Origin of the sequence: Kitasatospora sp. NPDC058046 (assembly GCF_042885595.1) — a bacterium.
GTDB lineage: Bacteria > Actinomycetota > Actinomycetes > Streptomycetales > Streptomycetaceae > Kitasatospora.
The window spans coordinates 1-13,062 of record NZ_JBHVRS010000028.1 but is presented as its reverse complement, the minus strand read 5'-3'; the positions used below and the strand labels follow the sequence as shown (position 1 = coordinate 13,062).

The 13,062-nt window shown below is 72.8% G+C and carries 11 protein-coding genes; 6 read left to right on the top strand and 5 right to left on the bottom strand.

The window, feature by feature from the left end:
• Positions 1-345: 345 nt before the first annotated feature.
• Entirely contained in the window at positions 346-1,572 is a 1,227-nt protein-coding gene (locus ACFVU7_RS38295; protein WP_388050507.1) for a Rieske 2Fe-2S domain-containing protein, read from the bottom strand.
• Positions 1,573-2,342: 770 nt separating this feature from the next.
• Between ACFVU7_RS38295 and ACFVU7_RS38290 the strand changes: the two genes are divergently transcribed.
• The 5 genes from ACFVU7_RS38290 to ACFVU7_RS38270 all read left to right on the top strand — a co-directional run bounded on the left by ACFVU7_RS38290 (position 2,343) and on the right by ACFVU7_RS38270 (position 8,108).
• Positions 2,343-3,179, top strand: a complete 837-nt coding sequence (locus tag ACFVU7_RS38290; RefSeq protein ID WP_181970918.1) for an NmrA family transcriptional regulator — start codon at positions 2,343-2,345, stop codon at positions 3,177-3,179.
• Between the two features lie 83 nt (positions 3,180-3,262).
• Positions 3,263-3,910: a hemerythrin domain-containing protein gene (locus tag ACFVU7_RS38285; RefSeq protein WP_049653942.1), complete on the top strand. Its 648-nt coding sequence runs from the start codon at positions 3,263-3,265 to the stop codon at positions 3,908-3,910.
• 289 nt (positions 3,911-4,199) lie between these two features.
• Positions 4,200-4,715, top strand: a complete 516-nt coding sequence (locus ACFVU7_RS38280; RefSeq protein WP_388050504.1) for a DUF1772 domain-containing protein — start codon at positions 4,200-4,202, stop codon at positions 4,713-4,715.
• 303 nt (positions 4,716-5,018) lie between these two features.
• Positions 5,019-5,384: a hypothetical protein gene (locus ACFVU7_RS38275; RefSeq protein WP_143204557.1), complete on the top strand. Its 366-nt coding sequence runs from the start codon at positions 5,019-5,021 to the stop codon at positions 5,382-5,384.
• A 324-nt stretch (positions 5,385-5,708) separates the two neighbouring features.
• Positions 5,709-8,108: a lamin tail domain-containing protein gene (locus ACFVU7_RS38270; protein ID WP_388050501.1), complete on the top strand. Its 2,400-nt coding sequence runs from the start codon at positions 5,709-5,711 to the stop codon at positions 8,106-8,108.
• Between the two features lie 79 nt (positions 8,109-8,187).
• On the opposite strand, the gene ACFVU7_RS38265 is transcribed toward ACFVU7_RS38270, so the two are convergent.
• Positions 8,188-9,411 (bottom strand): FAD-dependent monooxygenase, encoded by a 1,224-nt coding sequence (locus ACFVU7_RS38265; RefSeq protein WP_388050499.1) that lies wholly within the window; start codon positions 9,409-9,411, stop codon positions 8,188-8,190.
• A 176-nt stretch (positions 9,412-9,587) separates the two neighbouring features.
• Between ACFVU7_RS38265 and ACFVU7_RS38260 the strand changes: the two genes are divergently transcribed.
• Positions 9,588-10,157 (top strand): MarR family winged helix-turn-helix transcriptional regulator, encoded by a 570-nt coding sequence (locus ACFVU7_RS38260; protein WP_388050496.1) that lies wholly within the window; start codon positions 9,588-9,590, stop codon positions 10,155-10,157.
• 123 nt (positions 10,158-10,280) lie between these two features.
• On the opposite strand, the gene ACFVU7_RS38255 is transcribed toward ACFVU7_RS38260, so the two are convergent.
• The 3 genes from ACFVU7_RS38255 to ACFVU7_RS38245 all read right to left on the bottom strand — a co-directional run.
• Positions 10,281-11,606 carry a M64 family metallopeptidase gene (locus tag ACFVU7_RS38255; protein WP_380745628.1) on the bottom strand — a complete coding sequence of 442 codons (1,326 nt, stop codon included), beginning with the start codon at positions 11,604-11,606 and terminating at the stop codon, positions 10,281-10,283.
• Positions 11,607-11,705: 99 nt separating this feature from the next.
• The gene (locus tag ACFVU7_RS38250) at positions 11,706-12,425 is read right to left on the bottom strand and encodes a hypothetical protein (protein WP_388050493.1); all 720 of its coding nucleotides are present in this window, start codon (positions 12,423-12,425) and stop codon (positions 11,706-11,708) included.
• A gap of 549 nt (positions 12,426-12,974) precedes the next feature.
• Positions 12,975-13,062: hypothetical protein (locus tag ACFVU7_RS38245; RefSeq protein WP_388046659.1), on the bottom strand; the 88-nt coding region annotated here is incomplete at its 5' end.

Here is a 13,062-nt window from a genome sequence, read left to right as displayed (position 1 = left end):
GGTTTACCACCGGCCCCGGCGGGGGGGGGTGCGGGGGGCTTTGGGGGGGGTTGCGGGGCCGCGGTAGGGGGGGGGGCGCCCCGGGGGGGTGGGGGGGCCCCCCCGCCGCGCGCGGAACAGGGGGTGCTTCGTCCCGCTTCGTTGTTGTGGATCTGCGCGACCGGGTCGTTGGTCCGGCCCTGGGTGATGGTGATCGCGAAGTCCGGCTTGACGAAGGTCTGTTGGCTGCCCAGGGTGCCCTGCCAGGCGCCGAGGAAGGTTCTCGCTCTCCGGAGCCGGCACGCCCGTTTCCAGGTCGGGACGACGGAGCTGGGCGGAGAGGGGCGGCGGGTGGCCGGGGCCGGCTCAGCTCCGGGCGGCTCCGCTGGGGGCGGTGCCGGGGGCCTCCGCCGGGGTGCGGCTCGGGGCGGCGTCACCGTCGGGCGTGCTGCTCCCGTTCGGGCCGTGCCCGTTCGCGGCGCCGTCGGGCGTGCTGCTCCCGTTCGCGCCGGGCCCGTCCCGGTCGGTGAGGGCGGCCGGCCCCGGCAGGTGCGCCTGGTGGTCCAGCGGGTAGAACTGCCGGGCCCAGTGCCGCATCGCGCCGATCGGCCCGTCGCCCGGGGCGAGCTTCGGCGGCGACATGTACCGCTTGGTGGACCAGATCGGGAAGTCGGCCGCGGTGAACTCCAGGTTGCGCTTGAACATCGGGCCCGCCAGCAGCCTGGTGACCGCCCGGCTGACCGTCCGGGCGACGACCGGCGGCAGTCCGGACGGCTCCGACATGACGAAGCGGCTCGCCTGCCGCAGCTGCATCCGGCCGGGAGCGACCTGGGTGGCCATGACCAGCGAGCAGATCTCCAGGCCCAGCGAGGGCGTGTGCACGTCGGTGTGCAGGGCGGTGAGGCCGTACCCGTCCACCTCGACCTGGACCTCGCGCAGGCCGAGCAGCGGGAAGGTCTCCCGGACCAGCATCGAGATGTGGAAGGTGGTGCCGTCGAACTCCACGGGCTTCACCAACTCGCCCTGCGGCCAGCCGTGCAGGGTGACGAAGTGGCCCAGGTCGAAGGAGTTCTCCATGACGTCCTGGGCGTAGCCGGGCATCTCGAAGGAGGTGTACCGCAGGGGCTGCCGCCCGTCGTCGATCCGGTGCCAGGCGGGGATCTCCCAGTCCGGTTCCCGGCCGTCGTGGTGGCGCCAGACGAAGACGGCCTCGTTCACCTCGCGCACCGGCAGCGGCGTCAGTGCCGCCTTGGGCGGCTGGGTGCCGTACCCGGTGCGCACACAGCGGCCCTCGGCGTCGAAGGCGAAGCGGTGGAAGGGGCAGACCAGGTGGTCGCCCTCGACCGCGGCCAGGCCGAGGTGGGCGCCGAGGTGCGGGCAGTACGGGCGGATCGCGCGGAGGCGGCCGTTGCGCAGCCGGTACAGCACGACGTCCTCGCCCGCGAGTTGGCGGGTGAGGACGGTGCCGGGCCTGAGCTCGGCGGAGAAGGCGAGTGCGGACCAGCCGTCGGGGTAGGGCAGTGCCGGTGGCAGGGCGACATCGGCCGCGGTCGGGCGGCTGCTGACGGGGTGGACGTGCTTGGACACGCGCATGAAGAAGTCTCCTGTCGGTCTGTCCGGCGCCGCCCCTCCCAGGCGATTAGCGCTCGAACAGAATGGATTTCCGATGCTAGCCATGGAACGGGAGCCCGTGCACGGACAATCTCCCTAACTCACAACAAGTCTGATGATCCGTCAGATAGACCGGTTCAAGGATTCGACAGGTCCCAGCCACTCGCCCGGCCCCGGGGCCACGGGGGTATTCGGGCAGGTCGGCGCGGCCTCGACGTCCGAGCGGGGCCGAAGGGGGGCCGGCGGGGCGGCGGGCCGCACCCAGGGCGGAACCGGGCCGCCCGGCCCGGACGATATTCGTACGGGCCCGTACTGTGGGGCGATCGGTGACGGCGACGGATTCCGCGGTCCCGGTGTGGCGGGAATGCGGATCCGGCCGACCGACGCGGTTCCCCCCGATTTCCCCTCGGCCCTTTGCGGACGCACCGCGCGGTGATTGCCCCACGCGGTCGAGGAGGGGTCGAGAGGTGCTGGAAAGGGCTTTCTGCCGGGGGTGGGGTGTGTTGTGGTGGGTGGCAGGGGAGCCCTGGCCGCGGACGGCTCGACGGCCGTGGGTGGGCGGAGCGCCGCTGGTCGGTGACGTACCGGTGGCGTAGACGCTCGCGCATGGAACTGAGAGCGGCGGCTATGGATCGCCGGGCCAGGGGGGATTTGAATTGGTGCCACGACGACGAACCGATCGGGCGCAACCGGCGCCTCCGAAGGACCGGTCGTCGGTGATTCCTCCGAGTCTTGGAATGAGGGTGTGTGTGATGGCTGGTGTGGTGGATCTCGCGGTCGAGTCCGGTGTCGTGCTGGTGGTCGGTGGGACGGGGAAGACGGGTCGTCGGGTGGCGGACCGGCTGACGGCCCTGGGGTACGGGGTGCGGGTGGGGTCGCGTTCGGGTGCGGTGCCGTTCGACTGGCACGACGAGGGGACGTGGGAGGGGGCGTTGGAGGGTGTGAGTGCGGCGTATCTGACGTACTACCCGGATCTGGCGTTCCCGGGTGCGGTGGAGGCGGTGGGGGCGTTCTCGCGGTTGGCGGCGGAGCGCGGGGTGGGGCGGCTGGTGCTGCTGTCGGGGCGCGGTGAGGAGGCCGCGGAGGCGGGGGAGAAGGCGGTGATGGAGTCGGGGGCCGCGTGGACGGTGGTGCGGTGCGCGTGGTTCAACCAGAACTTCAGCGAGTCGTTCTTCCTGGAGCCGGTGCTGGCGGGGGAGTTGGCGTTGCCGGTGGGTGGTGCGGTGGAGCCGTTCGTGGACGCGGAGGACATCGCGGACGTGGCGGTGGCGGCGTTGACGGAGGCGGGACACGCGGGGGAGGTGTACGAGCTGACGGGGCCGCGGCTGCTGTCGTTCTCGGACGTGGCGGTGGAGCTGTCGGCGGCGACGGGGCGTGAGGTGCGGTTCGAGGCGGTGTCGGAGGAGTCGTACCGGGGGGTGCTGGAGGCGGCGGGGCTGCCGGCGGACTTCGCGGAGCTGTTCTCGGTGATCCTGGACGGCCGCAACGCGTCGCTGGGCGACGGGGTGCGGCGGGCGTTGGGCCGCGAGCCGCGGGACTTCGCCGACTACGCCCGCGAGGCCGCCGCCTCGGGCGTGTGGAACGCGTGAGCCGACCCGTCCGGGGCGGCTCCGACCGCCCGTCTCCGGGCGGGCGCTGGTAGGGAATCCGAACGGACACTGGAGGTCTGGTCATGACGGACGGCACAACGGTCTGGTCGACGGAGCAGGGGCTGCGCGCCCTGCCCGAGCAGCTCAAGGGCTTCGGCCTGATGCACGTCGCGATGCGCCGGGACGCGGCACGGCTGACCGCCGCCGCGCAGCGCGGCTCGGCGGGCTCCGCCGCGGCGCTCGCGGAGTGGTTCGGGCGGCTGCGCTCGGTGATCGACTGGCACCACCACAGCGAGGACGAGATCCTCTGGCCGTACCTGCGTGGCCGGGTGGCGGGCTTCGACGGCAGCGGGGTCCTGGAGGAGGACCACGAGGCGCTGGACGCCTCGATGCGCCGGGTCGCCGGGGTGCTCGGCTCCGGACTGCGCGCCGAACTCCCGGAGGCCGCCCAGGCGTTCGAGAGCCTGGTGCGCGAGCACCTGCGGCACGAGGAGCCGGTGGTCTTCCCGGCGCTGGCCGGCCTGTCGGTGGACGAGTACCTGCGGGTCGAGCGCCGGATCATCGGGAGCGCGCCGACCCAGGTGATGACCTACCTCCAGCCCTGGATGTTCGACGGCGCGGACGCGGCCTCGGTCCGGGCGGTCTCGGCGACCATCCCGGCCCCGGTGCGGCTGCTCGGGCGGACGGTCCTGGACCGGCGGTACCGGCGCGGGCTGGGCGCGGTGCTCTGAGCCGGCCTCTTCGCCGTGTTCGCCGGGGCGGCGAGGTGCGCCGGCCCCGGCCGGGCGCGGCACCGCCGGGTGCCGCAAGTGCCCTGCCGGGGGCCGGGGTTCCGGTTGTCGCGGTTCCGTTGCGCGGCGCGCCGCACGGTGGGCGGTGTCGAGAGTTCCACGTTCGTCGGCGCCGCACTCCGCGGGGCCGGAAGATTGAGAGGGTCCTGGGATGCGTTCGGATCAGACCGCGGTTCCGCTGTCGTACACGGCGCCGTCGGCCATCGGGAGTGCGGGGGTGGGGAGTTCGGTGCGGGCTGTCGGACAGAGCAAGGCCGCGGGGCCGCTGCTGGTGGGTTCCACCGTGGCGATGGGCCTGATGGCGGGGCTGTTCTTCGCCTTCGACGTGTCGGTGATGCCGGGCCTGGCGGCCGGGGACGACCGGACCTACGTCACGGCGATGCAGCACATCAACAAGTCGATCGAGAACGGGCTGTTCGGCCTGGTCTTCGTCGGCGCCTTCGCGGCGACCGGCCTGGCGGCCTGGCTGCTGCACAAGGCCGGCCGGCGCCAGGCGGCGCTCTGGGCGGGCCTGGCGACGGCGCTGTACGTGGTGGCGCTGATCGTCACCATGGGTGTCAACATCCCGCTGAACAACGAGCTGGCGGCGGCCGGCGACCCGGCGCAGATCCACGACTTCGCCGCCGTGCGGGCCAAGTTCGCGGACAGCTGGGTGCCGGTCAACATGCTCCGCACCGCGCTCTGCACCGGCGGTCTGCTCGCGCTGACCCGCTCCCTGGTGCTGTACGGCCGCGGCGGCCGCTGAGCCCCGGCCCGCCCGGTTCCGCGCCTCGCCGCTGTGCCCGTCCGCCTCGTGCGGGCGGGCACACGCGCGTTCCGGGGCCGTGCGCCCGCCGTCGTGGCCGGGCTGCCGGGGCCGGCCCGGTGCGCTGGGGCGTGCGCCGGTGCGCCGGTCCGGTGCGTTCTCCCAATTCACTTGGTGAGACACCGAGTTGGCGAACCGGTCCGATGTGGTGGAGCATAGGCCGGGCCCGGTCCGTTGCGGTGCGCTTGCGCCGCGGCCGAGCACCGTACAGCTGCTGGGGAGGAGGCGGTTCCGGTGACTCCGGTGGAACGTCCGTTTCTGGTGCGGGGGAAGGCGGTACCCCTGGCCAGATATCTGGCGGAGGAGGCCATCGAGGGCCTGGTGGCCTGCTCGTGCATCGGGAACGAAGTCTGCATCGACCTCGCCGACACCAGGATCCTGGTGAGCCTGGTCGACGTCGCCGACGTGCTGCGGCTCAACTTCCACATGGTCCAGGACGGCCCGGCCAAGCCCCGCTCGTGGTCGCGACGGCTGCCCGCCGGCACCGGCCCGCGCGAGACCGCGTCCCGGATAGCGCTGGACGTGCGGGCCCTGGAACGCGAACTGGCGCCCTTGCGCCGGCGTCCGCCCCGGCCGGTGCCGGGGGCGGCGCAGCACCGCCCCGGCTGAGCCGGGACGGGCGGCGAGGGCGACACGGACGACGAGGACCGGCCCGGGTCCGGCAGCGGGGGCGCTGCCGGGCCCGGGCTCCGTGCTGTTCCTGTTGTTTCGGTGAATCAACAAACGTTCAAAAGACGGCAGTTGACCGCCTGGATCCGGAGCAGGGTCTCCCACTTGTCGCGCGTAGAAACGTTCTTCCGCCGTACGTCTGGCCGTTGCCCGACGCGACCGGTAGGGATCTGGTGGCACTGCTAGAACCTCAGCGCCCCACTTTCCCATCCGTGGTCACAACCGCCGGGCCGCGCGCCCGGACGGTGGTCAGGAGTCAGCCTCATGCGGAGCACCCCGAACCCCCGGATCAACCCGAGAGCGCCGCGGTTCCGGCGCCGGACGCTCGCGGCGGCCTCCGCCGCGGCCGTGGTGGCGGCGCTGGTGGCGCTGCCCGGCGGCGTGGCGCAGGCCGCGTCGCCCGACATCGTGATCAGCCAGGTGTACGGCGGTGGCGGCAACTCCGGCGCCCCGTACGCCAACGACTTCGTCGAGCTGTACAACCGCGGCACCGCGCCGGTGTCCGTCACCGGCTGGACGGTGCAGTACGCCTCGGCCGCCGGGGGGAGCTGGTCGCGGACCACCCTCTCCGGGACGATCGCGCCCGGCCGCTACTTCCTCGTCCAGGAGGCCGCCGGAGCCGGTACGGGCGCCGCGCTGCCGACGCCGGACGCCACCGGCACGATCGCCATGTCCGCGACCTCCGGCAAGGTCGCCCTCGTCACCAACGGCACGGCGCTGACCTGCACTTCGGGCTGCGCGAGCCAGTCCGGGGTGAAGGACCTGGTCGGCTACGGCAGCGGCGCGAGCTCCGCCGAGGGGACGCCGACCGGCAACCTGTCGAACTCCACCGCCGCCCTGCGCACCGGCGGCGGCGCCACCGACACCGACAACAACGCGGCGGACTTCGCGATCACCGCGCCCGTGCCGCGCAACTCCTCCTCCACCGGCACCGGCGGCAACCCCGCCGGCACCCGCATCCACGACATCCAGGGCGCCGCCCGCACCTCCCCGCTGGCGGGCAGCGCGGTCAGCGCCGTGCCCGGTGTGGTGACGGCCGTCGGCCCCAACGGCTTCTGGTACCAGGACCCGCAGCCCGACAACGACCCCGGCACCAGCGAGGGCATCTACGTCTACACCGCCGGCGCGCCCTCGGTCGCGGTGGGCGACTCGGTGACGGTGAACGCCACCGTCACCCAGTACCGCCCCGGCGGCACCGGCGGTACCACCAACCTGTCGATCACCGAACTGACCGCGCCCACCGTCACGGTGGTCGCCCACAACGTCGCGCTGCCCGCCGCCACCGTGGTCGGCCAGGGCGGGCGGGTGCCCCCGTCCGCGGTCATCTCCAGCGTCACCTCCGGCGACGTCGAGGCGGCCGGGAACTTCCAGCCCGCCACCGACGGCCTGGACTTCTGGAGGTCGCTGGAGGGCATGCGGGTCGAGATCGACAACGCGGCCGTGGTCGGCCCGACCAACAAGTACGGCGAGCTCGTCGTCGTCCCGCCGGGCAGCACCACCCGCACCAACCGGGGCGGCATCCTGCTCCAGGCGAACGACGGCAACCCGGAGCGGGTCGTCGTCGGGAAGGCGCTCGCGCCCACCCCGACCGCCAACGTCGGCGACACCCTGACCGGCGCCACCGTCGGCGTGCTCGACTACGCCTTCGGCAACTTCACCCTCCAGGTCACCGCGACCCCGGCGGTCACCTCCGGCGGCATCGCGCCCGAGACCACCGCCGCGCCGACGGCCGGGCAGCTCGCCGCGGCCACCTTCAATGTGGAGAACCTCGCCCCCTCCGACCCGCAGAGCAAGTTCGACGGCCTCGCGGCGGGCATCGTGACCAACCTGCGCTCGCCCGACCTGGTCGCCCTCGAGGAGATCCAGGACAACAGCGGCGCCACCGACGACGGCACGGTCAGCGCCACCCAGACCCTGGCCAAGCTCACCGCGGCCATCACGGCGGCCGGCGGCCCCTCCTACTCCTACCGCGAGATCGACCCGGTGGACGGCCAGGACGGCGGGCAGCCCGGCGGCAACATCCGCCAGGTGTTCCTGTTCCGCACCGACCGCGGCCTCTCCTTCACCGACCGCCCCGGCGCCGGATCCACCACCGCCGACTCCGTGGTGAACGCGGGCGGCACACCGCAGCTCGCCTACTCGCCCGGGCGGATCGACCCGACCAACTCGGCGTTCAACTCCAGCCGCAAGCCGCTGGCCGGCGAGTTCCGCTGGAACGGCAAGCCGGTCTTCGTGATCGCCAACCACTTCAACTCCAAGGGCGGCGACCAGCCCCTCTTCGGCCGCTACCAGCCGCCGGCCCACCCCTCGGAGACCCAGCGCCACGCCCAGGCGACCGCGGTGAAGGGCTTCACCGACCAGATCCTGGCCGTGGACCCGAACGCCTCGGTCATCGTGCTCGGCGACCTCAACGACTTCGAGTTCTCGCAGACCGCCGACATCCTCACCGCCGGCGGCTCGCTCACCGACCTGCCGCGCACCCTGCCGCTGCCCGAGCGCTACACCTACGTGTACGAGGGCAACTCGCAGGTGCTGGACCACATCCTGATCTCCGGCGCGCTCGCGGCCACGTCGTACAGCTACGACATCGTGCACATCAACAGCGAGTTCAGCACGCAGCTCAGCGACCACGACCCGCAGGTGGTGCGCATCCCGCTGCCGTAACGGCCGGGGACGACGGTGCCGGTCTCCCCGTTCGTGGGGAGGCCGGCACCGGTGGTCCGTCGCCCGATCGTCCTGACCGTCACAGCCGTCCGGCGTAGTCCGGCAGCCGCAGGTCCGAGTGGGCGGCCCGGGCCGTCCGGGCACTCGGCGTCGCCAGCTCGCTCGCGGCGGATTCCGGATCGCGCACCACGGCGTTGCGGGCCTCCAACTGCTCCCGTGTCCGCGGCGCCACCGACGTGCCGCCTCCGGTGGCCAGCGCCTGGTTGCGCTCGGCGAAGGGGCGCATCCGGCGCTCGTAGGCCGCGAAGGCGGCGGTGTGGTCGGAGCGCGCGGCCAGTTCGCCGGCCAGGACGTACGCGCCGACCAGGGCGAGGCTGGACCCCTGGCCGGACAGGAACGACGTGGCGTGCGCGGCGTCGCCCGCGAGGACCACCCGCCCGTGCGACCAGCTGGGCAGGTGGATCTGGCTGACGACGTCGAAGAAGAGGTCCTCGGCGTCCCGCATCGCCGCCACCAGGCGCGGCAGGTGCCAGACCCGCTCCGGGAACCGCGCGGCGACCAGCTCGCGCTGGGCCCGCGGATCGCGGAAGGCCTCGAAGGGCGGGTCGTCGCGGGTGAAGGTGAGGAAGCCGTGGAGCCGGTCGGCGGGTTCGTGCGCGTTGAGGACCGCGCCGCGGCCGACGTCGTTCCAGACGACGGCCTCGCGGACGAGGCCGAACTCGTTCGGGAGCGTGAAGCCGGCGAAGACGTGCCCGAGGTAGCGGTGGAAGGCCTCCTCGGGGCCGAGGACCAGCCGGCGGGTGTTCGAGTGCAGGCCGTCCGCGCCGACCACGAGGTCGAAGCTGCGGCTGGCGCCGCTGTCGAACCGCACGTGGACGGCCTCCCCGTCGTCCTCCAGTGCGGCGATCGAGTCCTCGAAGAGGAACTCGACCCGGCCGCGCAGCGGCTCCTGGAGGGCGTCGGCCAGGTCGCCGCGCCGGACCTCCAGGTCGTGGCCGGCCGCGCCGCCGGTCAGCTGTTCCGGGCGCAGCGAGCCGACGGTCCGCCCGACGGAATCGACGAAGGTGATTCGCTGGCTGTCGACGTGGGCGGTGCGCAGGCGCGGCAGCAGCCCCATGCGCTCCACGACCTCGCGGGCGGGCCCGCGGACGTCGATGGCGTAGCCGCCCCCGCGCACGGCGGCGGCCTTCTCGACGACGGTCACCTCGAATCCGTACCGGTCGAGCCAGTACGCGAGCGCGGGCCCCGCGATGCTGGCCCCAGAGACGAGGACGCGACGGGCGGGGCGTGACACGGTGTTCATGGCCTCTCACTTCCTTCCCGGCGGGCATCCCCGCCGGCACGTCGGTGGTACGCACCTGGACGAGCGGAAAGATACGTACCTCAGGTATCTTTATGGAGGTCGCACGTCGCCCTCGCGGGCGGTGGCCACCCCCCACAATACAGATACCTAACTTAGGTATGCAACATGGAGGCGCCATGCCCGCTGAGATTCCTGAGCCCGCCGAGACCCCCGGGTTCCCCGAGGCGCCCGACTCCGTCAAGGCTTCCGATTCCCCCGAGACCCGCGAACCGGGGGAGCCGCGGCCCGACCTCCTCGCCGCGCTGACCCGGATCTCCCGGCTCAGCGCCGCCCTCACCCGGGGCCGCCTCGTCGAACGCGCCGTCGAGGAGGCGGGCCTGGGGCGCGACCGGCCCGCGGTGGGCGTGCTCGTCACCCTGCGCACGGCCGACGGACCCCTGCGGATCGGCGAGATCGCCGACCGCATGCAGGTCGTCGGCCCGCACATCACCCGCCAGGTCCAGATCCTGGAGAAGCACGGCCTCGCCCGCCGCATCCCCGACCCGTACGACGCCCGGGCCCGCCTCATCGAACCCACCGAGGCCGGCGCCGAGGCCGTCAACCGCTACCTCGCCTTCCTGCTCGGCTGGTTCACCGACGCCCTCGGCGACTGGCCCCGGCAGGACCGCGACGACCTCGTCCGGCTCCTCGCCCGCTTCGCCGACGATGTGACGACCCGGCTCGCCAGGCTCGACGAGGAGGAGTAGGGGCGGGCCGCGCTGGCAGGGGCGAACGTGACGCCGCCGTCCCGCCCCTGTCGACCAGTGGGCGGGACGGCGGCATCCTGTCGTGTTGGCGCCTCCCGGCGCGTTCCGGCGCCTTTAACGCGCTTAGCGCGTCACCGTCCAGGACAGGCTCGCGGTCAGCTTCGCGCGCAGCGCCGGGTCCGCGACGGCCGGGGTCGGGTCGGTGGCGACCGCGGTGAGCACGTGCGGCCGGGAGCGCGGCCCGGTCAGCTTGAGCTCGGCCAGGTCCAGTGCGGTGCGGCCGCCCAGCCGGGGCAGCTCCTTCCCGTCCAGGTACCAGCGCAGCCGGGTGCCGGCCACCGGCAGATCGACGGTGAGGCGGTCCGCGGCGGTGAGCCGACTGCCGTTGGCGGTGGGGCTGGTGAGCGGGGTGGCGTGGCGGTAGAAGCCCGCGATCATCGCCTCGCGCCCGGGCAGGTTGAACTCCCGTCCGAGCGAGCGCATGATCGAGTTCTCGGTCGGCCGGTAGAGCCCGGTCGGGTAGTAGCCGCCGCCCTCGTACGCGCCGACCGTGCCGCCGTCCGGCGAGGCCTGGCCCAGCCAGCGCGACCACTTGGTGCCCTGCTGGCGCATCCGGTCGGCGGTCAGGGTGCTGATATTGGCCTCGGTGGGCTCGCTGCCCTGGTACGTCCCCTGGCCGTCGTACGCGTACTCGTCGGCCAGCTTGCCCAGCGAGTGCCCGGTCTCGTGCACCGCGATCTGCCCGGACTTCGCGTTGCCGCCCGCCACGGTGGCGATCCCCTCGTAGCCGAGCGGGGACTTGACGTCGTTGTAGCCGGCGCCGCCGTACTTCGTGCTGTTGGCCACCACGAGCACCAGGTCCGCCTGCGGGGCCTTCGCCGCGTACGACTCGACCGCCTTCTCGTCCACGCAGAGCAGCCGCTCCACGCCGTCGCACCAGAAGTACGAGCCCAGCGCGGTGTGCCGCACCGTCCCCTGGTCCGGATCCCCGGTCACCCCGGACTCGGGCGATATCGCGGACACCGCCCAGACGTTGAACAGCGCGCGGTAGCTGGCGTAGGGCTCCACGGCGGTCATCTCGCGCCACTTCTGGGCCGCGTCCGCGCGGAACTTGTCCTGCTCCTGCGCGGTGTACCCGTCGCCGATCACCACCACGTCCAGCTTGGCGGCCGGCTCCCCGTTGCGGACCAGCGCCGTCACGTCGCCGTCGCCCCGCATCGGGGCCACGCCCTGGGCGCGGTCGGCGAGATAGGGGGAGACGGCCGGGGCCTGGGCCCGGGAGATGCCGCCGTCCTCGGCGAACACCTCCACCTGACGTGTCGACGGCTTGTCGCCCGCCGGACGGTTGTCGCCCGCCGGACGGGCCCCGGCGGGCGCGGCCCCCAGCACCGCACCGGCGAGTACGGTGGCGAGCAGGGCGGTGGCGGTTCTGACGGTGGTGCGGTGCACGGGGGTCCTTCCGGAGGGAACGGTCTGTGGCCTGCTCCCTTCCCATGGCGATAACCTGACAATCCTGCGTCAGTGCAAGCCGATTCCCGAACCCTCCGGTCACGCACCGGCCCGGGCCGGCCCGAAGGACAGGCTGCCGACCACCGCACAGGCCGCGACGGTGCTCAACCAGGCCAGGACGGCGACCGTGATCGTCACGGGGAACGACCACTGGAACGCCCCGATGAGGACGAGGGAACCGGCGAACGACCCGACGGTGAACACGATGCTCCCGACCTGCACCACGTCCCTGAGGCCCTCCCGGGACCGGTGCAGACCGTGGACGACCGCCGCACTGCCGACGCCGATCAGCAGCGCGACCCCGAGGACGGGCAGCCAGGGCAGCTGAGGCTTCACCGCCCGGTGGCCGCGGAACGAGATCTGCACGACCTCGCCCTTCCAGACCCCCACGTCGATCGTGGTGCCGACCTCCACGTCCTGGAAGAAGGGCTCGCCCACGTCGTACTCGTCGCAGCCCGCGGTCTCGCGCGCGACGACCAGCTTGTACGAACTGAGGTCGTTCTCCCGGTCGGTGTCCACCTTCTTCTTCACGACCCGCCCGCTCTCCAGCCGCAGACAGTCCGCACCCGCCCCGGCCGCCGACGTCCCGCACACCGGGGCCGTCCGGTACGCCACCGTCACGTCGTACGTGCGCACGAAGAGGAGGAACCCGGCCACGACGGGCACCAGCCCCACCAGCACGATCAGCACCCGCCCCGCCGCCCGGAGCCGCGCCGCCCGCCTGCTCGGCTTGATGACCGGTTCCGTCCCGACGTCCATCGCACCCTCACCCACCCCACGACACCTGCCCGTTGCATCCGGTTCTGATTCCCGGTCGCGGACCGCATGATGCCAGGGAGCACCGGCGGGCGCCTCCGGGATGCCGGAGCGGCCGGGGCGCCGGAGTAGTGGGCTTCGAGCCCGTGTACGTCGAGCTTGACTGGTACGACGGTCCGCGCCAAGGCGCTCACCACCGTCGATGGCGTATCCCACCAATTCCGGTGCCGCGACGCCGCCTTCACCGTCGCCCCGACCTCTACCACGCATGGCCCGCGGACGAGCGCGCGATCGCCATGGAACGTGAACAGTGGGCCGCCTAGGTCGAGGGGCGTGAGGCTCCGGCACCTGTACGGGGCCGCGAGTTCGGACGGATAGCGCGATGAGCCGGAAGCACGTGAAGTGCCCGGCTCATTCGCGCTTCTATTCTTCGTGCGGTGCGTGCTCTTTTTCTCTTCCCAGGGCCCGGGTTTCCGGCTCGGATTCACGGACTGGTGTCCGCTTTTCCGATCCCGGGTCTCGTGCTCTCTTCTTCAGCTTGTTTGTTGTGTGTTAGGGGAAGATGTTTTGGCCGGGGGTGAGGGTGTGGGTGGGGTCGTAGGTGTTTTTGGCGTTGGTGAGGGTGGTCCAGTGGGGGCCG